The sequence below is a fragment of the Burkholderia singularis genome (genome assembly GCF_001718875.1).
Classification (GTDB): Bacteria; Pseudomonadota; Gammaproteobacteria; order Burkholderiales; family Burkholderiaceae; genus Burkholderia; species Burkholderia singularis.
Map to the genome: position 1 here is coordinate 459,179 of NZ_CP013449.1, position 21,654 is coordinate 480,832.

General features: G+C 63.4%; 19 protein-coding genes. 13 read left to right on the forward strand and 6 right to left on the reverse strand.

The window, feature by feature from the left end; translation table 11 throughout:
- Positions 1-401 precede the first annotated feature (401 nt).
- From AQ611_RS18020 to AQ611_RS18040, 5 genes are all read left to right on the forward strand, one after another.
- Complete coding sequence (locus tag AQ611_RS18020; RefSeq protein ID WP_069235580.1) at positions 402-1,826, forward strand: purine-cytosine permease family protein; 1,425 nt, start codon at positions 402-404, stop codon at positions 1,824-1,826.
- Positions 1,823-2,701, forward strand: coding sequence for an NAD-dependent protein deacetylase (locus tag AQ611_RS18025; RefSeq protein ID WP_069235581.1), 879 nt, complete (start codon positions 1,823-1,825; stop codon positions 2,699-2,701). Before AQ611_RS18020 ends, AQ611_RS18025 begins: the two co-directional genes overlap by 4 nt.
- Before the next feature lie 295 nt (positions 2,702-2,996).
- Entirely contained in the window at positions 2,997-4,409 is a 1,413-nt protein-coding gene (gene gndA, locus AQ611_RS18030; protein ID WP_069235582.1) for an NADP-dependent phosphogluconate dehydrogenase, read from the forward strand.
- 201 nt (positions 4,410-4,610) lie between these two features.
- On the forward strand, positions 4,611-4,943 hold the full coding sequence (locus AQ611_RS18035; protein ID WP_059515002.1) for a DUF4148 domain-containing protein: 333 nt from the start codon (positions 4,611-4,613) through the stop codon (positions 4,941-4,943).
- A 601-nt stretch (positions 4,944-5,544) separates the two neighbouring features.
- On the forward strand, positions 5,545-6,363 hold the full coding sequence (locus AQ611_RS18040; protein ID WP_082711784.1) for a peptidoglycan DD-metalloendopeptidase family protein: 819 nt from the start codon (positions 5,545-5,547) through the stop codon (positions 6,361-6,363).
- 183 nt (positions 6,364-6,546) lie between these two features.
- On the opposite strand, the gene AQ611_RS18045 is transcribed toward AQ611_RS18040, so the two are convergent.
- Entirely contained in the window at positions 6,547-7,182 is a 636-nt protein-coding gene (locus AQ611_RS18045; RefSeq protein WP_059514998.1) for a Pr6Pr family membrane protein, read from the reverse strand.
- A gap of 129 nt (positions 7,183-7,311) precedes the next feature.
- Here AQ611_RS18045 and AQ611_RS18050 point away from each other — a divergent pair, with 129 nt between their 5' ends.
- From AQ611_RS18050 to AQ611_RS18080, 7 genes are all read left to right on the forward strand, one after another.
- On the forward strand, positions 7,312-7,848 hold the full coding sequence (locus AQ611_RS18050; protein WP_069236376.1) for a cytochrome b: 537 nt from the start codon (positions 7,312-7,314) through the stop codon (positions 7,846-7,848).
- A 158-nt stretch (positions 7,849-8,006) separates the two neighbouring features.
- Positions 8,007-8,378 (forward strand): DUF2946 domain-containing protein, encoded by a 372-nt coding sequence (locus tag AQ611_RS18055; RefSeq protein WP_069235583.1) that lies wholly within the window; start codon positions 8,007-8,009, stop codon positions 8,376-8,378.
- A gap of 85 nt (positions 8,379-8,463) precedes the next feature.
- A complete protein-coding gene (locus AQ611_RS18060) occupies positions 8,464-10,611 on the forward strand; it encodes a TonB-dependent copper receptor (protein WP_059514994.1) in 2,148 nt (715 codons plus the stop codon).
- A 324-nt stretch (positions 10,612-10,935) separates the two neighbouring features.
- Positions 10,936-12,012 carry an esterase/lipase family protein gene (locus tag AQ611_RS18065; RefSeq protein WP_069235584.1) on the forward strand — a complete coding sequence of 359 codons (1,077 nt, stop codon included), beginning with the start codon at positions 10,936-10,938 and terminating at the stop codon, positions 12,010-12,012.
- A gap of 237 nt (positions 12,013-12,249) precedes the next feature.
- A complete protein-coding gene (locus AQ611_RS18070) occupies positions 12,250-13,344 on the forward strand; it encodes a triacylglycerol lipase (protein ID WP_059514990.1) in 1,095 nt (364 codons plus the stop codon).
- A 366-nt stretch (positions 13,345-13,710) separates the two neighbouring features.
- Positions 13,711-14,811 (forward strand): triacylglycerol lipase, encoded by a 1,101-nt coding sequence (locus tag AQ611_RS18075; protein ID WP_059514988.1) that lies wholly within the window; start codon positions 13,711-13,713, stop codon positions 14,809-14,811.
- Between the two features lie 3 nt (positions 14,812-14,814).
- Positions 14,815-15,852: a lipase secretion chaperone gene (locus AQ611_RS18080; RefSeq protein WP_059514986.1), complete on the forward strand. Its 1,038-nt coding sequence runs from the start codon at positions 14,815-14,817 to the stop codon at positions 15,850-15,852.
- 205 nt (positions 15,853-16,057) lie between these two features.
- Here AQ611_RS18080 and AQ611_RS18085 read toward each other — a convergent pair whose 3' ends face one another.
- On the reverse strand, positions 16,058-17,812 hold the full coding sequence (locus AQ611_RS18085) for a S53 family peptidase (RefSeq protein ID WP_069235585.1): 1,755 nt from the start codon (positions 17,810-17,812) through the stop codon (positions 16,058-16,060).
- A 298-nt stretch (positions 17,813-18,110) separates the two neighbouring features.
- The gene (locus tag AQ611_RS26170) at positions 18,111-18,650 is read right to left on the reverse strand and encodes a hypothetical protein (protein WP_180978113.1); all 540 of its coding nucleotides are present in this window, start codon (positions 18,648-18,650) and stop codon (positions 18,111-18,113) included.
- On the opposite strand from AQ611_RS26170, the gene AQ611_RS18095 reads away from it, so the two are divergent.
- Positions 18,580-19,986, forward strand: coding sequence for an MFS transporter (locus tag AQ611_RS18095; protein ID WP_069235587.1), 1,407 nt, complete (start codon positions 18,580-18,582; stop codon positions 19,984-19,986). The genes AQ611_RS26170 and AQ611_RS18095 overlap by 71 nt on opposite strands.
- Positions 19,987-20,205: 219 nt before the next feature.
- Here AQ611_RS18095 and AQ611_RS18100 read toward each other — a convergent pair whose 3' ends face one another.
- From AQ611_RS18100 to AQ611_RS25705, 3 genes are read right to left on the reverse strand one after another with little or no spacing between them, the layout of a single operon-like run.
- Positions 20,206-21,081 (reverse strand): LysR family transcriptional regulator, encoded by an 876-nt coding sequence (locus tag AQ611_RS18100; RefSeq protein ID WP_069235588.1) that lies wholly within the window; start codon positions 21,079-21,081, stop codon positions 20,206-20,208.
- Positions 21,082-21,116: 35 nt separating this feature from the next.
- Positions 21,117-21,377 carry a hypothetical protein gene (locus tag AQ611_RS26780; protein ID WP_069235589.1) on the reverse strand — a complete coding sequence of 87 codons (261 nt, stop codon included), beginning with the start codon at positions 21,375-21,377 and terminating at the stop codon, positions 21,117-21,119.
- Positions 21,377-21,649, reverse strand: coding sequence for a hypothetical protein (locus AQ611_RS25705; RefSeq protein ID WP_069235590.1), 273 nt, complete (start codon positions 21,647-21,649; stop codon positions 21,377-21,379). Before AQ611_RS25705 ends, AQ611_RS26780 begins: the two co-directional genes overlap by 1 nt.
- Positions 21,650-21,654: the final 5 nt, after the last annotated feature.

Below are 21,654 nucleotides of genomic sequence, written 5' to 3' on the forward strand. Positions count from 1 at the left end.
AAAAGTGCGCTGGCCTACTCAATGATAATATGATTTGAATAAATCGAACCAACGATTATGAATATGCTTGGTGGAATAAATTGAATATGTAATGACGGGATGGGGGAATGTAATAACCGACCGTAAGGTCGATATAGGTCCGAAAGCAAATTCAACCGATGTGCAGCTCGCGCGCGCTTCGCGTTATCGCTGCGATCCGGCGGGTCGGTGATTCGGTCGGAGCAAGCGGAGCAATCGGAATGCCCGAGGCTGCGCAGTCGCCGCGTTGCCACTCCATGTGCCCAAGTCAGGGTTCGCTGGCAAATCAATGCCGTGTAAACCCGGTTTTTGACAGAGTTGTCTATACAATTTGACGCGGCTATCTTGAGCGCTCCGAATGCCTTGCCGCTCATCCGACAACTATGCCGACTTCCTCGACTGCTCGTCAGCGGGCGCTGCGCGAGCGCCGTACCATCGACTATATTCCCGACGGCGAACGCCACGGCAAGCTGCTGAGCCAGTTCACGCTGTGGCTCGGCGCCAACCTGCAAGTCACTGCGATCGTGACGGGCGCGCTCGCGGTCGTGCTTGGCGGCGACGTATTCTGGTCGCTGATCGGCCTCGCGCTTGGCCAGTTGCTCGGCGGCGCGGTGATGGCGCTGCACGGCGCGCAAGGCCCTCGGCTCGGCTTGCCGCAGATGATCTCGAGCCGTGTGCAGTTCGGCGTCTACGGGGCGATGATCCCGCTCGTGCTCGTCTGCCTGATGTATGTCGGCTTTTCGGCGAGCGGCACGGTGCTGGCCGGGCAGGCGCTGTCCCAACTGCTCGGCGTGGCCGATGCGCTCGGGATCGGCATGTTCATCTCAGTGGTGGTCGTGCTCGCGGTGTTCGGCTACCGGGCGATTCATGCGCTGGGCCGCGTCTCGAGCGCGCTCGGCGTGCTCGCGTTCCTTTATATGTTCGCGCGGCTGCTTCAAGGGCATCAGATCGGCGCGTTGCTTGCCATCCGGCATTTCTCGCTCGCGCACTTCCTGCTCGCGGTTTCGCTGTCCGCGTCGTGGCAGATCTCGTATGGGCCTTACGTGGCCGACTATTCCCGCTATCTGCCGCGCACGACGTCGGCGCGCCGCACGTTCTGGGCGATCGGCCTTGGCTCGGTGCTCGGCGCGCAGGTGGCGATGGTGTTCGGCGTGTTCGCCGCCGCGCTCGCGGGCAGGCAGTTCGCCGGCCACGAGGTGCAGTTCATCGTGAGCCTCGGCGCGAGCGGCGCGACGGCCGCGCTGCTTTATTTCGCGATTGCGTTCGGCAAGCTGACGATCACGACACTCAATGCGTATGGCAGCGTGATGTCGGTGGCGACCATCGTCACGGGCTTCTCGGGCCGCGCGCGGATTTCGCAGCGCGCGCGCATCGGCTATGTGCTCGTGATGGTCGCCGCGGTCGCGTGGCTCGCGCTCGCCGGCCGTCACGCATTCCTGAAGGAGTTCTCCGCATTCATCCTGTTTCTGCTTGCGTTCTTTACGCCGTGGAGCGCGATCAATCTGGTCGATTTCTATTGGGTGACGAAAGAACGTTACGACGTGCCCGCGCTCTTCGATCCCGACGGTCGCTACGGGCGCTGGAATGTCGTGGGCGTGACGGTTTATGTGGTCGGTGTGCTCGTGCAGCTGCCGTTTCTCGCGACGAGCTTTTATACAGGTCCGCTCGTCGCGAAGCTGGGCGACACCGACATTTCATGGATCATCGGCCTCGTCGTGCCCGGCGTTCTGTATTATCTGATGGCACGCAGGCAAGCGGCGCATATTCCCGAGCGGCTGACCCTGCCGGACGAACCTTCGATGCCATGACCGATTCCATTGCTCCATCGCCGGTGTTGACGGATGCCGCGCCGGCCGCCGATGCGCATTCGCTCGATGCGTTGCATGCGTTCGTCGAACGTCATCCGCGCCTTTTCGTGCTGACGGGCGCGGGCGTGAGCACCGATTCCGGTATTCCCGGCTATCGCGATCGAAACGGCGAATGGATGCGCTCGCAGCCCATCCAGTTGCGCGAATTTCTCGATTCCGACCATGCGCGCCGCCGTTACTGGGCGCGCAGCATGATCGGCTGGCCGGTGGTCGCGCACGCCCGGCCGGGCCCATCGCATCATGCGCTCGCGCGGCTCGGCGCGGTGCGGCGCATCGCGCGGCTCGTCACGCAGAACGTCGACGGGCTGCACCAGCGCGCGGGCAGTGCGGACGTGATCGAATTGCACGGCGGCATCGGCGGCGTGACGTGCGTCGATTGCGGGGCGCATCATGCGCGGGCGGCCATCCAGCGCGTTCTCGAAGCAGACAATCCGGCGTTGCTCGATGCCCGGGCGGCGCCGGCCGCCGACGGGGACGCGCATATCGAGTGGCATGCGCTCGATACGTTTCGCGTGCCGGCATGTCCCGCATGCGGCGGGCTATTGAAGCCGGCTGTCGTGTTCTTCGGCGAGAACGTGCCGCGCGAGCGCGTCGAGCAGGCCGCGCAGGCGCTCGACGACGCGGATGCCGTGCTCGTCGTGGGTTCATCGCTGATGGTGTATTCGGGTTATCGGTTCTGCGTGTGGGCGCATGCGCAGCACAAGCCGATCGCGGCGCTCAATCTCGGGCGCACGCGCGCCGATCCGTTGCTGTCGCTGAAGATCGAGGCATCGTGCGGGCAGATGCTCGAGGCGCTCGTCGCGCGGCTCGGATGAGCGGGCGTGTTACGCGCGCTGCCGCGAGGAGTACGGCGTCATGCGCCGCGGCGCGCCACGTTCCCTGATCCACGGCTTGTTGCCGCCTGCGCGTGCCGGTTTGGGCCGCGCATGGCTATGCCTGCCGACGCAATCCCCGCCACGCCTTCATGTCGCCGTTGCTATTCGCAAACTGCGCGCGACCGGACACTTTTGATTCGGCCTTTGCGACGGACTCGCACGGTTTCCCTTATCCTTGCGCCTGTACGCGCGACTTGCACAAGTCGCGCCCCGTTTTTTTCCGGAGAATTGAATAATGGGTAAGCAAGCAATCGGTGTGGTCGGTCTCGCGGTGATGGGGCGTAATTTGGCGCTGAATATCGAAAGCCGTGGCTACGCGGTGTCGGTATACAACCGCAGCCGCGAGAAGACCGATGAGCTGATCGCCGAATTTCCCGATCGCAAACTCGTGCCGACCTATACGCTTGAGGAATTCGTCGCGTCGCTCGAAACTCCGCGCCGGATTCTGCTGATGGTGAAGGCGGGCGAAGCGACCGACGCGACGATCGCGGCGCTCAAGCCGCTGCTCGCCAAGGGTGACGTGCTGATCGACGGCGGCAACACGCACTTCACCGATACGATCCGCCGCAACCAGGAGCTTGCGCAAGCCGGGCTGCATTTCATTGGCACGGGCGTGTCCGGCGGCGAGGAAGGGGCGCTGCACGGCCCGTCGATCATGCCGGGCGGCCAGCGCGACGCATACGAGCTGGTCGAGCCGATCCTCAAGCAGATCGCCGCGAAGGCTCCTGCCGACGGCGAGCCGTGCGTCGCGTACATGGGCCCGGACGGCGCCGGCCATTATGTGAAGATGGTGCACAACGGGATCGAATACGGTGACATGCAACTCATCGCCGAAAGCTATGCCGTGCTCAAGCAGGTTGCGGGGCTGACGAACGAGGAACTGGGCGCGGTCTATACCGAATGGAACCAGGGCGAACTCGACAGCTATCTGATCGAGATCACGTCGAAGATTTTCGGCAAGAAGGACGACGAAACGGGCCAATATCTCGTCGATGTGATTCTGGATCGCGCGGCGCAAAAGGGCACCGGCAAATGGACGAGCCAGAATGCGCTCGATCTCGGCGTGCCGCTGCCGCTCATCACCGAATCGGTGTTCGCGCGGGTGCTGTCGTCGCTGAAGCAGGAGCGCGTTGCCGCGAGCGAAGTGTTGAGCGGACCGGCAGCCGCGCCGCTCGCGGGCGATCGCGATGCGTTCGTCGAAGCGGTGCGCCGCGCGCTGTACTTGAGCAAGGTCATTTCGTATGCGCAAGGTTTCGCGCAACTCGGCGCCGCGTCGAGGGAATACGGATGGAATCTCGACCTGGGCGCGATCGCGCGCATTTTCCGCGCAGGCTGCATCATCCGTGCGCGCTTCCTTCAGAAAATCACCGACGCGTATGCGGCCAATCCGGCGCTCGCGAACTTGCTGCTCGATCCGTATTTCCGCGAGATCGCCGCGAATTATCAGCAAGCGCTGCGTGATGTCGTGATTGCCGCGGTAAAGGCGGGCGTGCCCGTGCCGGCGTTTGCGTCGGCCATTGCGTACTTCGACGGCTACCGTTCCGCGCGGGTGCCGGCGAACCTCGTTCAGGCGCAGCGCGACTTCTTCGGTGCACATACGTTCGAGCGCACCGACAAGCCGGGCAGTTTCCACGCGAATTGGTCTTAATGGGGGCGGAACCGGTAATTGTTGCAATCATCTATCTTATCGATAGAGTTTTTCTAAGGCCGGGCGGCGATTGTTATTAAGTAGGAAACAGTGTTTTCGTTGATTCATGGTTTTCCCTAAGTGCTTCGGTGACTAGACTACGGTCAATCGCAGTACACATGGTGTGTGCCGCGACGCCAAAAAAGTTACGGAGGTTCCATCATGAAATCGTTGATCGCTACTGTCGCAGTTGCCGCCGCTCTTGCCGTTCCCGCCGTCTCGTTCGCCCAGCAGGCCAATGGCGCGGTGAGCCGCGCCGAGGTGAAGGCCGAACTGATCCAATTGGAGAAGGCAGGTTACAACCCGGCCAGCGACCGCGTGAACTACCCGGAAGAAATCCAGGCCGCCGAAGCGCGCGTCCATGCGCAAAGCAATGTCGCCGCGAAGGCTGATACGAGCGGCTATGGCGCGCAACCGGCCGCGACGGTCGAATCCGGCTCGCCGTGGAAGGTCAACCGCATCGCCGATGGCGCGCCGGTCTACAAGGGCCATTGAGCGGCATCGCCGCGCGCCGCGGTTCGATTTGGCGGCAGCGGTTCCAGTTGTACGCATCATCCTCTCGTCAGCCCGCACGTTCCGATCAATGGAGCGTGCGGGCTGATTCTTTTGCCCTTCCGCGAACGAAGGCGCAAGCCTCCAAGCGCTCACCCGCCGGCGATTTACACCGTGCCGGCCGAGCGGGTTACTATCCATGCCATAGGAAGGCGCGCCCGGCTCGGGCGGCATCGGGGCGCCTATGAAGGTCGTTCACGGTCAACGCAATGCCATATTGCGTGCATGGGGTGCCGTCGATATCGCCTGCGCGGGCGTCCTCAGCGCGCGCGGATTGGGCCGGCCAGCCGTATCCATGACAATGTGAACGACGGTGAGCAAGCCATTGCCGGCTCGATCGGGTGTCGAGATCGAGATGCGTTATCGGGATGTGACTGCGAATAGGCGGAAATTTCCGATACTGGCGGCATCTTTCATGCGTCGGAATGAATGGAGCGTGTTGCGCATCCGTTCGGCGAAGCGGGGATTTCCGTCATCGAACCCGACGGCGGTATTTGAGGTCCGATAGGAGCGGCCGGTTTGGCTGGTTGGGCCGTTGCATTGGATGCGCGGCCGCAAGTGTGGAGAAACGACGGAGGTACGTTTGAGAATAACCCTGTTCCCGGATTGGCTCGACACGCGCCACACGATCCGCGTGATGCTCGTGGCGGCGGGCGCGGCGCTCGTCGGCGGCTGCACGGTGACGCCGTGGACCGATATGTGGCAACCCGAGCATGCGCGGCAGCCTGCGCAACCGGTTGCGCGACCGCCCGGCGTGCTTGCCGGCTATTACCGGGTCAATCCGGGCGATACGCTCGCGAGCGTGGCAGCCGCGTTCGCACAAAGCACGCAGGATGTCGCGCGCTGGAACCACATCGCGCCCACCGATATGGTGACGCCCGGCCAGGTGCTGCGCGTGGCGCCGCCGCCCGGCCTCACGGAGCCGGCGCCGCCGCCGAGCGCGCAGACGCTCGAGCCGCCGGCCGCCAGCGCGCAGCCCGAAGCCACGACGCCTATGCTCGCGTGGCCTGCGCGCGGCACCGTAACGGCGCCGTTCGGCGCGGGCAGGAACCACGGCATCGAGATCACCGCCGCCGGCGACGACCACACGGTGCGTGCGGCCGCGCCCGGCCGGGTCGTTTATGCAGGCTCGGGCGTGGCCGCATATGGGCCGCTCGTGATTTTGAAGCACGACAATGGCCTCATCACCGCGTATGGCCATAACGACAGGCTGCTCGTCAATGAAGGCGATGCGGTGAGCGCGGGCCAACCGGTCGCGGAGATGGCCACCGATGCGAGCGGCCGCGCGACGTTCGAATTCGAAGTGCGCCGCAACGGCAAGGCCGTTGATCCGATCGGGCTGCTGCCGCGCAATGGCTCTTGAACACCGGAAGCGACAGGTGTGTGTGCGTTTTCGCCGCATCCGGCGACAAGCCGGATGCCTGGCCACAGGACGCGCGCCGGCGGCGCATCGTTCACGCGCCGCGCCCGGCCGCGGCGGCGCCGGCGCGCGGATCGTCGCAAGCATGAACCTCAACGGCTGTCCCGTATATCGGGCGGCTCGCGCTCAACTGCTTTCCAAGCGCATCGCCGACGCGCCGGACCGATTGCCGAGCAGGACGATCATCGCGGCGAACATCACGCTGCCCGCCGTGATCGCGCCGCAATACACGGCGACATTCAGATAACCGTGTGCACGCGGATCGACGAACGGGTATGGATACCAATCGACGAGTGCTCCGCGCACGAGCGTATAGGCGAGGTAGGCAATCGGAAACGCGAGCCAGCGTGCGAGATGGGCCCACTCGATCCTCACGCGCGGCGCGACATAGACCCAATCAAGAAATACGACGATCGGCATGATCCGATGCAGGATCCAGTTCGTATAATGCGGCGTTACATGGTGGGTCGAATCCAGGCGGGACAGCAGCAGAGCATAGACGATGCCGGTGATCGCCAGGTAGAGCACGACCGCGCCGCGCGCCGATTCGTAGCGCGGTGACGGCGGCCGCGCGGCGAGCCACGAGCCCGCAAGCAGCACGGCCGCCGCGAGCAGGTTGCTCAGTTGTGTGAAGTAGCTGAAGAAATTGCTAAGCCGGAACGTCGGCGTGCCCCACCGGAGCGCGAGGCTATACAACGTCGCGGACAGGATCAGCATGCAGCCGAGGAGCCGGTAGGCTGCGACGAAAACGGCTTTCTGCACCGACGAACCTCACGTGATGTGATGAATGACGCCGTCGCGGCGCACGCGACGGCCAGGGTGTTGTTCGAGGATAGCGCAATCGATGCCGCACAACGTGCGGTGGTTATCTCAACAGGAATGCGATTCACGATGAACTCTATTTTTGCCGATCAAGCACGTTACAACCGTCCCGCCGTGTTCTTTCATTGGGCAATCTTCGTGCTGGTCGCGCTTGCGTATCTCGCGATCGAGATTCGCGGGCCGAAAGGTACCGATAGCCGCGTGTTCTGGTCGAACGTCCATTTTTTCGCCGGCACGCTCGTGCTGACGCTCGCCGTCCTGCGGATCGTCTGGCGTTTCGTGAGCCGCGCGCCGCAGGCATTGCCTCAGTCGGCATGGCTCTCGCTGCTGGCCAAACTCACTCACGTCGCGCTTTACGTGTTTATCGTCGTTCAGCCGCTGCTCGGAATCATGCTGCTGAATTTCGGCGGAAAGCCAGTTACGCTTGCGTGGGTCGACTGGTCGTTCACGCTGTTTGGTCCGAATCCCGATCTACGGCCGCTGGTCAAGGAAGTGCATGAGACCGTCGGTAACGTGTTTTATTACGTGATCGGGCTGCATGCGCTTGCCGCGCTTTGGCACCATTTCGTCAAGCGGGATGCGACGTTGCGCCGCATGACGTTCTGACGATTGTGCCGCGAGCGCATGCATCGTGGCATATGCAACGTGCCATGCGCTCCCGGTAACGCGATACGCGTTCGGCGCGCCGCCGGCGCGCTATCCAAGCAGGTAAATATTCTGTAACATTCGGGCGGCATTACATTCCCTTTACGCCTGCTCGCCTCATGCCCAACCGATTTCGCAAATTGACTGCCTGGTTAGGCATGCTTGCGATCTGGTTGGCGATCGCCGCGCCGCTCATATCGCAAGCATACGCGCGGCCAGCCGTGCAGCCCGAGGCCGCGATCTGCGGCGTTGGGCATGACGCGGCTGGCGTGCATGCATCCGGACACGGCGCCGGGGACCATGCGTTGCATCTCGACGCATGCGGATATTGCGCTTTCTTCGCTCACAGTCCGCCGCTCGGCACTGCGGCAGCGCCGATATTCGCCGCTTATTCGGCGGCAGCCGCGCTTCCCGTTTTCTTCGACAGGATCGAGCGTTCGCCCGAACGCCATTCGCACGCGTACCCGCGTGCGCCTCCTCGAAACGCCTGAACGTTCGACGCCATTTCCGTTCATCCAAGCCCGTATCCGTTCGATGCTTCGATCGAGCGGACGGGGGCCTTTCGAGTTTAGATCCATGTCAATCCGATTTCCGCGTCACGCGCTTGCCGCGCGTGCCGTTCGCGCACGCAGCCACCGGCGCGTCGCGCCGCTGAGTGCGCCTGCCTTCGTCGCCGGCGCGCTCGCTTTCCATTACGCCACGGCTGCCGCGCAAACCGCCGGGCCCGCGCCGCGGCACGACGCCATCAACGTTCCGGTCGCGCCCGTTTTGCCGACGATCGAAGTCGTCGCGGCGCCGGAGTCGACGCCGCTGGTCGTGATCAGCCATCCCAAGACGCCGCGCCAACCGTTGCCCGCAAGCGACGGCGCCGATTATCTGAAGACGATCCCGGGTTTCGCGTCGATCAGGAGCGGCGGCACCAACGGCGATCCGGTACTGCGCGGCATGTTCGGCTCGCGGCTCAACATTCTCGCGAACGGACTGCCGACGCTCGGTGCGTGTCCAAACCGGATGGATGCGCCGACGTCGTATATCGCGCCCGAGAGCTATGACAAAGTCACCGTCGTCAAAGGGCCGCAGACCGTGTTGTACGGGCCGGGCGCATCGGCCGGCACGGTGCTGTTCGAACGCGTGACGCCTCGCTTCAAGGCGCCGGGCATACGGTTCGACGGCAGCGTGGTCGGCGGCTCGTTCGGGCGCAACGATCAGAACGTCGACGTGACCGCGGGTACGCCGGACTTCTACGGCCGCGTGAGCGCGAATCACGCGCACGCGCAGGATTACAAGGACGGCAATGGCCGCACGGTGCCGTCGCAGTGGGACAAGTGGAATGCGGATGCGGCGCTGGGCTTCACGCCTGACGACAACACGCGCATCGAGCTGAGCGCCGGCACTGGCGACGGCTATGCCCGCTACGCGGGCCGTGGGATGGACGGCGCGCATTTCCGGCGCGAGACCTACGGCCTGAAATTCGACAAGAAGCATATCGGCGGCGTGCTTGATCGGCTCGAAGCGCAGGTCTATTACAACGTCGCCGATCATGTGATGGACAACTACACATTGCGCATGCCCGATCCCACCAGCAGCATGCCGATGCGGATGGCCTCGGAAGTGCGGCGGCGCACGGCCGGCGCGCGCGTGGCCGCGACGCTGCGTTTTGCCGATGCCCTCAAGCTCGTGACGGGCGTCGACGCGCAATCGCATCGGCTCGATTCGCGCTCGGCAATGGGCACCCAAAACTACGGCGACCAGCCATGGAGTCAGCAGGCCAACATGTGGAACGCGGGGGTGTTCGGCGAACTGACCTGGCATGCGAGCAGCGCGTCGCGGGTGATCGGCGGGGCGCGGCTCGATTACGCGGCGGCGCGCGACAAGCGCGCAACGGCGGGCGGCATGCACATGAGCATGCGCAACCCGACGTTCGATGATGTGCGCTCGCGCGTGTTGCCGAGCGGCTTCGTCAGATACGAGCATGATCTCGCGTCGTTGCCGCTCACTTGGTATGCGGGGCTGGGCCATGCACAACGCTTTCCCGATTACTGGGAATTGTTCTCGGCGCGGCGCGGCCCGAGCGGCTCGATCAATGCGTTTTCCGCGATCCGGCCCGAAAGGACGACGCAGCTCGACGTCGGCGCGCAGTACAAGACCCGCGCACTCGATGCATGGGTGTCCGCCTATGCGGGCTATGTGCAGGACTTCATTCTGTTCGATTACGTGACGGGCTCGATGGGACAGACGACGCGGGCGACGAACGTGAACGCGCAGATCATGGGCGGCGAGATCGGCGCGTCATGGCGGCCGGCCGCGCCGTGGCGCTTCGATTCGTCGCTGGCCTATGCGTGGGGGCGCAATGTGCAAAGCGGTGCGCCGTTGCCGCAGATGCCGCCGCTCGAAGCGCGTTTGGGCATCGAATACGCGCGCGGCGCATGGGCGGCGGGCGGCTTGTGGCGCGTGGTTGCGCCGCAGCGTCGCTATGCGCTGAATGAGGGCAACGTGGTCGGCAAGGATTTCGGGCCGAGCGCCGGCTTCGGCGTGCTGTCGTTGCATGCGCAATACAACGTCAGCAAGGGCGTGCAGATTTCGGTCGGCATCGACAACGTGTTCGATAAAGCCTATGCGGAGCACCTGAATCTTGGGGGGAACGCTGGGTTCGGGTATCCGGCGAATGCGCCGGTGACGGAGCCGGGGCGTACCGCGTGGGTACGCGTCAGCGCAAAGCTGTGACGTCGAGTTTTGTCGGGCACGGCTGAAAAAGAGGGGCGGTCAATTCTGCTTACGAATCGCTGTCAATAGATTGGAACGCCCTATCTAATTGTCTGCGTAATTTTGCCAAACGTGATTCACTTCGCTCTCCGGTGCGAAAACGTTCGTTTATGTTCGTTTTTGTTCATTTGTCTCGTATCGGAGTGTTTCGAGCGATGCCGTTGAGAGCGGTGTCGCCGAGGCAGCGCACGGGCGATGCTTCGTAGCCGGAAGCATCGTCGCATCTGCGGTAGTTGCATCCTCATCCTCGAATCATTGATACGCATTTAAAGCAAGGAGAGAAAGATGGGCAGATCGATGCGGGCGAAGGCAGTGGCGAGTGTGGTTGCTTTCGCAATGAGCGCGGCGCCTGCCGCGAGTGTGGGAACGTTGCTGTCATTGGCCGGCGTGCGCGCTGCGTCCGCGGCAACGCTCGCCGTCGACGATTACGCTGCGACGCAATATCCGATCATCCTCGTGCATGGCTTGACCGGCACGGACAAGTACGGCGGCATCGTCGAATACTGGTATCACATTCCGGCGGACTTGCAGGCTCACGGCGCGAAGGTCTATGTCGCGAACCTGTCGGGCTATCAGAGCGACGACGGGCCGAACGGCCGTGGCGAGCAATTGCTTGCATACGTAAAGCAGGTGCTCGCGGCCACGGGGGCGCAGAAAGTGAATCTGATCGGCCACAGCCAGGGCGGACTGACGTCGCGCTACGTGGCGGCCGTCGCGCCGGACCTGGTCGCTTCGGTGACGACGATCAGCACGCCGCACCGGGGTTCGGAGTTCGCGGACTATGTGTCTGAACTGTTGCAGAAGGATCCGACCGGCCTGTCGTCGACGGTGCTCGGCGCGTTTGCGAATGCGCTCGGGACGTTGACGAGCAGCAATTTCAACACGAATCAGAATGCGATCGAGGCGCTGTCGGTGCTGACGACGGCGAAAGCGGCTGCTTATAACGAGAAATTCCCGAGCGCGGGACTCGGTGCGCCGGGCTCGTGCCAGACGGGCGCGGCGAGCGAGACGCTCAACGGCAACACCCATCTGCTCTATTCGTGGGGCGGCAGCGCGATTCAGCCGACGGCGACGGGCGTTGTCGATACGAGCGTGAGTGGCCCCACGGACGCGGCGAATCTGCTCGATCCGTCGACGCTTGCGCTGCTCGGCGCCGGCACGGTGATGATCAATCGCGGCGCCGGCCCGAACGACGGTGTCGTGTCGCAGTGCAGCGCGCTGTATGGCCGGGTGCTCGGCACCTATCACTGGAACCATACCGATGCGATCAACCAGACCCTCGGCGTGCTGGGCGCGAATGTCGAGGATCCGGTCGCGGCCATCCGCACGCAAGCGAATCGGTTGAAGACGGCCGGCGTGTGATTGCCGGTCAAGGCAGTCTTGCGCGATGCATCGCGAAGGTTTCAGGGCCTGCGTGACGCGATGCGCCGTGCGAAGCGGCGGGCCGTGTGCGTTTGTCGGCGCGGCCCGACGGCAGGCCGGCAGGATCGGCCATTAACCGGGCGATGAAAAAGCACGCGGCAAATCTCGACGCCGTATCGAACGAGTTTCGCTTAGTGCTTTGATATCGCTATTTCCAAAGCGATTTTTAAAAACAACATGATCGAAACCATACGAACCAGGGTAGCGGCGACGGCGCTCGCATGTGCGATGAGCGCAGCGCCTGCGGCAGGGGCAGGTATTTTTCTATCGCTGGCAAGCGCGCAGACGGCGGTTGCCGCGACGGCAGCGGCCGACGATTACGCGGCCACCCGGTATCCGATCGTCCTCGTGCATGGCTTGACCGGCACGGACAAGTACGGCGGCATCGTCGAATATTGGTATCACATTCCGGCGGACTTGCAGGCGCATGGCGCAAAGGTCTACGTTGCGAATCTGTCCGGCTACCAGGCCGACGACGGCCCCGACGGCCGCGGCGAACAGTTGCTGGCATATGTGAAGCAGGTCCTTGCCGCGACGGGCGCCAAGAAAGTGAATCTGATCGGACACAGCCAGGGCGGTTTGACGTCGCGCTATGTGGCGGCTGTCGCACCGGAATTGGTCGCGTCGGTGACGACAATCAGCACACCGCACTGGGGCTCGCAATTCGCCGATTATGTGTCGGAACTGTTGCAGAAAGATCCGACGGGTCTGCTCACGTCCGCGATCGCCGGCTTCGCCAATGTCATCGGAACCTTGACGAGCAGCAGCCTCAACACGAATCAGGATTCGCTTGAAGCGCTGTCGGTGCTGACGACGGCGAAGGCGGCTGCCTATAACGAGAAATTCCCGAGCGCGGGTCTGGGTGCGTCGCTCGATGCATGCCGGACGGGCGCGGCGACGCAAACCGTCAACGGCAATACGCAGCGGCTCTATTCATGGGGCGGCACGGCGATTCAGCCGACCGTATCGGTGCTGGGCGTGACCGGCGCGATCGACAAAAGCACGATTGCGCTCATCGATCCGGTTTATCTGCTCAGCCCTTCGCCGCTGGCTTTTCTTGGCACCGGCACGGTGATGATCAACCGTGGCTCGGGGCCGAACGACGGCGTCGTGTCGCAGTGCAGCGCGCTGTACGGTCAAGTGCTCGGAACTTATCGCTGGAACCACAGCGACGCGATCAACCATGTGCTTGGCCTGCATGGCGCATATGCGGAAGATCCTATCGCGGCGATCCGCACGCATGCGAACCGTTTGAAAGCGCAGGGCATATAGCGCGTGAAATCGGTGCGGCGCATCGGTTTGGCGCGGCGTGCGCGATATGCTGCGCCGCGTCGGCGCCGATCGTGATGCAGCGCGTCATCGGAATCGTCAGACCGTGAGTGGTCTGACGATTTAATAGAGAGTTGGTTTCAAACGGTTGGTCAAATTTAGTTAGGCATGCTTCAATACATAGACATACCTATGTTCGCATGTTAAATGTATATCCGAACATAGATGTGTCTATGTTGAACCGTCAGCCTCGTGTTTGCGTATGTACGCGAGCCGCGATGCGGCCCCCGAGAAATGTCTGCGAGCCAACTGACTTCGCTCGTTGCTTCTCAATATTATTGACCCATAATCCACAATCTGGAGACAGTTATGGCCAAACCGATTCGATCCAAAGTAATGGCGGCTGCAGTCGCATTCGCAATGAGCGCGGGGCCTGCAGCAAGCGTCGGCACGTTCCTGTCTCTGGCGGGGGCGCAATCAGCATCCGCTGCGACGACCGTGGTCGACAATTACGCGGCGACCCAGTATCCGATCATCCTCGTGCATGGCCTGACTGGCACCGATAGGTACGCGAACGTTCTCGAATATTGGTATGGCATTCAGGAAGATCTGACAGCGCACGGCGCGAAGGTCTATGTCGCGAATCTGTCCGGCTTCCAGAGCGACGACGGCCCGAACGGCCGCGGCGAACAATTGCTGGCATATGTGAAGCAGGTGATGGCGGCCACGGGTGCAACGAAGGTGAATTTGATCGGCCATAGCCAAGGCGGTTTGACGTCGCGTTATGTCGCGGCGGTTGCGCCGGATCTCGTCGCTTCGGTGACGACGATCGGCACGCCGCACTGGGGCTCGCAATTCGCGGACTTCGTGCAGCAAGTCACGAGCGTCGATCCCACCGGTTTGCTGCAGGGTGCGGTTGCAGCGTTTGCCAATGTGTTCGGAACACTGACGAGCAGCAATCTCAACACGAATCAGGATGCGCTTGCTGCGCTGAAGGCGCTTGAGACGTCGCAGACCGCGGTTTTCAATCAAAACTATCCGAGCGCCGGCCTGGGTTCGTCGCTGGCCGCATGCCAGACGGGCGCGGCGACGGAGACGGTCAATGGCAACAAACATCTGCTCTATTCGTGGACGGGAACGGCGATTCAGCCGACGATATCGTTGCTTGGCGTGGTGACCGGCGCAGTGGATACGAGCACGATTCCCGTCGTTGATCCAGCGAACGTGCTCGATGCATCGACGCTCTCGTTGCTCACCACCGGCACGGTAATGGTCAATCGCGCTTCGGGTGCCAACGATGGGTTGGTCTCGCGCTGCAGTTCGCTGTATGGCCAGGTGCTCAGCACGAGCTATCATTGGAATCACATTGACGAAATCAACCAATTGCTCGGTGTGCGTGGCGCGTTTGCCGAAGATCCGGTGGCGGCGATTCGTACCCACGCGAACCGGCTGAAAACTCAAGGCGTGTAATCGATGACAGGTAGTCAGAGCGGCGTCGCGCGGCGCGTCGCGCTTTACGGGGTAGTCGCCGCTGTCGCGGCCGGTGCAGTTTGGTACGGAGTCAGTGCCAGGAAGGCCAGCGATGCCGGCGCGCCGAGCGCCGCATCCGCTGCATTGGCCGCATCGGCGAGCGTCGTGGCGGCGAGCGCCGATGCGGGCTCCGGCGCAGGCGGCTTGCCGCCTGCGCTTGCCGGTTCGACCGCGCCACGCTTGCCGCTTGATGCGCAGGGCCATCTGGCGAAGGTGGTGGCCGTGCGTGACTTCTTCGACTATTTTCTGACCGCGCAAAATCAGGTGAGCGCTGCGGCGCTCGATGCGCTCGTCGTTCGCGAGATCGCCGCGCAACTTGACGGCACGGTTGCGCAGGGCGAAGCGCTCGACGTCTGGAAGCGCTATCGCGCATATCTCGCCGAACTCGCGAAGCTGCCGGGCGGTGGCTCAGTCGACAACAAGGAGGATCTTGCGGCACTGCAACTCGCGCTCGATCAGCGCGCGACGATCGCAAGCCGCACGCTCGGCGATTGGAATGCGCCGTTCTTCGGTGTGGAGCAGGAGCGGCAGCGCTACGACCTCGCCCGCTTGAAGATTGTTCGCGACCGGTCGTTGAGCGACGATCAGAAGGCAGCGCGCCTCGCTGCGCTCGAGCAGCAGTTGCCGGCCGATCAACGCGCCGAACTGGAGCGTCAGAAGCAGCAAAACAACGCGATCGCGCAAATCGAAAAATTGCAGAAATCGAACGCGACACCGGACGAGATGCGTGCGCAGCTTACGCAGACGCTCGGGCCGGAAGCTGCCGAGCGAGTGGCCAAGATGCAGCAGGCGGATAACGCGTGGCGTGCGAAGTACAACGAGTATGCAGCGCAGCGTGCGCAGATCGAGGCGCAGAATTTGTCGCCGCAGGATCGCGACGCACAGATCGCGCAATTGCGGCAACGCTACTTCACGGAACCGGGCGAAGCGATGCGCGCGGCATCGTTTGATCGTGGCGGCGCGTCATCGAGCGCGCGATAGCGGAAAAATGGAGCGGGCGGCGGCTCGGGTGAGCCGCTGTGTGCCGAACGGGTTCCGTGATGTCGTGCATGGCCGATGAAGGAAGCAGGCAACCGGCATGATGATCCGCACGACTAAATTTCGATCTGCTTTAAGAGGGTGGGTCTTTATGATGTATCGGCGCCTCATCTCGGGCGGCGCATGACGCGCCGCTCGTGAGGGCTGCTTATCTGAAACCGCCTGACTGAATCAGTCGATTCAGATTCGCGATATCGAGACTGCCCCAGCCGGTCGTGTAATCCCAGCCCCGGCTGGCGTTGTAGCCATAACCGTCGTAGCCGTTGTTGCCGGACACGACGTCATACCGCACGAGTGACGGATTCGATGGAATCGAGTTGTACAGGCTCGCGGCGGGAAAGCCGAGGTCCGCACCGTTCGCGGACAGCAGGCGAGCCCAGAAACCGGAGAAAAGCGGGGCGGCGAGGCTCGTACCGCCGATCTGCTGAATCTGCCCATAGTTGTAGATGTACGCGCCGGTGCTTTGTGCAGCGTCGAACGAGACGTCGGGCAACTGGCGGTTGCTGCCTGTTTGCCACGACGGGTTCGGCAGAATCGTGCTGACGCCGCCGCCCGTCGCCCACAGCTTGCCGGCGCTATCGAGCCCCTCGTTCCATACCGTCTCGCTCGACAGCGCGCCGGATGACGTCGTGTAGAGCGTCGTGCCGCCGATCGCGAGCACGTGCGGCGATGAAGCAGGCCACGATACCGAGTAATTCGCGCCGTCCGGATAGCCGCGGTTGTTGCATTCATAAACACCTTCGTCGCCCGACGATACCGAGAACGTTTGTCCTTGCGCGACTGCCTGCGTGAAGATCTGTTCCTCGGCGCTGAGCGAGCCGTCCGCATTCGCATCGTTCTCGCACCAGCCGAGCGAGACGTTGATGATCTTCGCGACGTTGTCCGACACCACCCGATTGAATGCCTGCGTGAGCCCGGTATTGCCGGGCGCGTTGAGGTCGGCCATGTAGAACACCAATTGGCCGACCCGGCCGCCTGCCGCGCCGACGATCGATTGGCTGTCGAGATCCCATTCGCCTTGGCCTTCCTGATCGTCGCTGTAGCTGCCGCTTGTGCCGGCGTCGTTTGTCTGTACAGTCTGCGTGTTGACCGCCGGATAGCCGTTCGCGCTTGTGAACTGCTGCAGATCCTGAATCGCTTGCGAAACGCCGCCGATCGTCACGATGCCGACTGTCGCGTTCGCCGCCGTCGGCACGCCCGATGCGTCGTATAGCGCGGGGAATTCGGACGGGTAGTGGCCGGTCGCAGTGCCGGCTGCGGCCGCCTGCGGTTTCGCGATCGTGCCGGTTTTCAGCAGCGGCCGCGCGCGTGCGACGTTTTGCAGCCCGAGCACGGCGTCGACGACACCGCCGAGCGCGCTTGGCACCTGGGCCGCGGCGGTATTCGCATAGCCGGATCGGCCGGCGAATTGATAGTGGACGAGCGGCGTATTGAACGCGCGTTTGACCGCGCCGGCCGTACCGCGTGCGGAGATCAGCAGCCGGTTCGGCGCGATGGCGATATCGACGAAGCCGTTCTTGCGCAGATAATCGGCAGCTTGCTTGACCTGCGCGTCGGTCGGCGCGTAATCCGACAGGAATTGCCGGCTCGTGATGAATTGCCGGTACTGCGAACTATGCGGATTGTTGACGTTGCGTGCGATCGTTTGCAATTGCTCGGCATGGCGCAGCTTCAGACTGACCACGATGCGCACCGCTTCGCCGGGGACGAGTTCGAGCGATGCGGGGTTCGCGTTGCGCGTGAGCGCTTCGGTCTGCGCGTGGTTCAGGAATGCATGAGTGTGCGTGTCGACCCAATCCGTTGCGCCGTATGCGGCGCCGGCGACCAGCGCGAGCGGCCAACCACACGCAACGCGCTTGCACAACGACGAAAAGGGGAGGGCGAAGCAGGCGTTCTTTTTCATCGGGTGTGTCCTTTTGAGAAAGTGCGACGTTATTGGGCTCGACGGCCCTTGTGGGGACGTGAGCGCGCCAAGCGTATGCGAACGCCTTGTTTCAGATAACTGCTAGTTTCAACGGAGGAAAAATGGGGGGACTGTTCACTATCTGGTGCGTGGACGAAGAAGGAAGGAAAAAGAAGGGGAGATGAAAATGATCGGGATGGCTAATGAAAGAAAGTGATGCGTGAATGCGACAGCTTTCTTTTCGGCATACCGCCGCAAGCGCCCGCTTGAGCAGCCTGCGCGCCGAAGCCGTCACGCTTCATGGGCGCAGCAGGTCAAACCCCGCAAGCGCGACTACGCCGCTCAGCGCGATCATCGGCACCGAGTGCCGGCCGAGATAAAGCATCGCGGCAGCTGTCCAGCTTGCGACGAAAAATATGCCGATTCGTTTCATGATGGAGGGATGGCGGAATTGCCCGGTCAGAATGAACCGCAGAGGGGCTCGGTGGCGCGCCCCGCATCGGATGCGATACGTGTGGTCGCTATTATAGGGTTTTCCCTTGGTTTTTGTCGGCGTGAGCGGCAGGCAGGCTGCCGCCGGCCGGCCGATTGCCCGTTTGTGCAAGGCTGCCCGCCGCTTATCAAGCTTTCGGTTTTCTAATCGGTTCGGACGTTCGTCTGCAGAATCCTGACGCCTCTGCAACAATGCAGGACACGGCACGATTCCATGCCGTGTTGCCGCTCGATTTGCGATGTAGCGGCGCGTCGCCTGTCTGCCGAGTCCAATCTTGTCCGAAACCGCTTTTGCCGCCGGTGCCGTGCAGCCGGCGTTCAACTGGCGTGCGATGGCCGCGATCATGCTTGCCGTCGCGCTCGCCACGCTCGATACCGCGATCGCCAATACCGCGCTGCCCGCGATCGCCGCCGATTTACATACCGCGCCCGCCGCGTCGGTCTGGATCATCAATGCATATCAGCTTGCGATGGTGGCGACGCTGCTGCCGTTCGCCGCGCTCGGCGATATCGTCGGTCATAAGCGTGTCTATGTCGGTGGGCTGTTCGTGTTCACGCTCGCATCGCTCGCATGCTCGCTCGTGTCGACGTTGCCGATGCTGATCGCCGCGCGGATCGTGCAGGGGCTCGGTGCGAGTGCGATCATGAGCGTCAATACCGCGTTGATCCGCTATCTGTACCCGCCGCATCGGCTCGGACGCGGTGTTGGGCTGAATGCGCTGATCGTCGGCGTGTCGTTCGCGGTCGGGCCGACGGTGGCGTCGCTGATTCTGTCGGTAGCCGCGTGGCCGTGGTTGTTCGCGGTGAACGTGCCGCTCGGCGTGCTTGCGCTCGCGGTGGCGATTCCGTCATTGCCGCGGACGCAGCGCAGTGCGCAGGGCTTCGATCCGCTTGCCGCAGGCTTCAATGTCATGACGTTTGCGGCCTTGATCTTCGCGCTTGGCGAGGCGGCCCAGCGCGGCTCCGCGCATGTCGTGCTGATTGCGGCGGCCGTCGCGCTCGTTTTCGGCACGCTGCTGATCCGCCGCGAGGCGGGCCGGGCCGCGCCGATGCTGCCCGTCGATCTGTTTCGCCGGCCGGTGTTCGCGCTATCGGCGGTGACTGCTGTATGCGCGTTTGCCGCACAAGGGCTCGCGTTCGTATCGCTACCGTTTTACTTCGAGAGCGTGTTGCACCGAAGCCCTGTCGAGACGGGATTCCTGATGACGCCGTGGTCGGCTGTCGTCGCGTTGGCCGCGCCGGTTGCCGGCCGGTTGTCAGACCGCTATCCGCCAGGGTTGCTCGGCGCGCTCGGGCTGGCGTTGTTGAGTGCGGGAATGGTGTGGCTTGCGGCGTTGCCGCCTTATCCGCATGTGATCGATATCGGCTGGCGAATGATGTTGTGCGGCGCGGGTTTTGGTTTTTTCCAGTCGCCGAATCTGAAAGCGCTGATGGCCAGTGCGCCGCCCGAGCGCAGCGGCGGTGCGAGCGGCATTATCGCGACCGCGCGCTTGATCGGACAGGCCACCGGCGCGGCGCTCGTCGCTCTGTGCTTCGGCATCGCGGGCTCGCATGGGCCGACGCTTGCACTGACGCTGGGCGCATTTTTCGCAGGCGCGGCGAGTTTGGCAAGCGGGCTGCGGCTGCTGGCGCCGTCGCATCGCGCTGGCGCGGGTGTCGCGCCGGAGGCGGAGCGGGAGTAGGGGCGATGCATGAGCCGGGCGCAGCGCGACGGCAAGGGCGTTTTCCGGGGCGAGCGGCGCGCGTGAGGGCGGCGCGGGCGGCTCCGGCGCACGACTGGTCAAGCGCTATCGTGAGCAGGCCGCGCAACGGCGGTTGCATGGCGCGGACGCGCGAGTCGATTTAGCCGCATCAGAGGCCGAAACATCAAGCGTCCGGCAGACCGGAAAACGCAATATCGATCAAGCATTTTTCAGCGCGGCACGCATGAACGAGACGAACTGCTTGGTCACGGCATCGTCCCGCGTCGCAGGCCAGGCCAGCCCCACGCGCCACTTCGCGTTCTTGCCGGGAAGCGGCAAGATCGTCGCATCGCGCAGCAGATGCCGCGCGCTCGAAGGAACGAATGCGGCGCCTACGCCGGCAGCGACCGACGCGAGCACTGACTGAACGTCTTCGGCTTGCTGCGTGACATTCGGCACGAACCGGCGCTCGACGCACCACCGGTCGATCTGGGCGGCGAGGCCGGGTCCGCGCGCCCGCTGCAAAGCGATGAAGCCGATTTCATTGAGCACGCAGAGGTCGCCCGGCACCCGTGTATGGCGAAGGTGCGACGGCAGCGCCAGCGCCAGCCCCTCGTCAATGACTTTGAACGACGACAATCCGTCCGCGGGCGGCAGACGCATGAAACCGGCGTCCAGCTTGCCCGCGAGTAGGCGGCGAGTTTGCTCGGCGGAGGAAAGATCGCTCAGTGTAATTGCGACGCCGGGATGCCGTGCGCGGAAGTCGGCGATGAGCCGCGGCACGATCGTCAGGACGGACATACAGATGCCGATGCGCAAATGACCGCGCCGGCCGCTGCTCGATTCCCGTGCGCGCGACAGAATCTCGTCTGCGTCGCGCACGAGCATTTGCGCATCGGGCAGAAACGTTTCGCCGAACGAAGTGAGTACCGCGCCGTGCCGCCCGCGCTCGAACAGTTTGCCGCCGACGCTCGCCTCCAGCATGCCGATTTGCTTGCTGAGCGCGGGCTGACTAATGTGCAGCGCATCGGCCGCGCGGCCGAAATGGCGCAGTTCGGCCACCGTCAGGAAGGCTCTCAGCAGTTTCAGTTCCATTCTAAAAAGCGATTATATCGATCAAAACATTCATTTTACTGATCGATTCGAAGCGCGTTCAATATGCAGACGCTCTTCTTGAAACCGTCTCCCGCCATGTCTATCCGAAGCTCGACCAGTTGCCTGCCGCGTGCGATGCAGGTATGCGCCGATCCGCCCGAAGCGCCGGCCCGCCGCGACGCGCCACAAACGCCTTCGGCATTGGATGCCGGCTCGTCGCACCGGCGCGGCCGCCGGCGCTTTGGCGATGCGATACCCGACATGCCGCCGCGCGGGGCGACCGGCGCGATCGCCATCAGCTTCGCCGTCGTTTCACGCCGGCATTGGCCGCGCTGAACGCGGTCCATGCCGGGCAGTGCGGCGGCATGCGCGATGTGCCGGCGTGCACGATGACGCCCGCGCATCGTCGAGCATCGTCGCGGTTCGGCCGGAAGTCCGGATCGGCGTAACCGCCGGCCCGCCAACCGGGCGCGAGAATGCACGAGAAAAACAAAAGCCCGGCCGGGGCCGGGCTTTCGATGATCGGCCGCGCACCCGCATCGCTGCGGGCCGCGGCGTTGCCGCGCAAGCAGC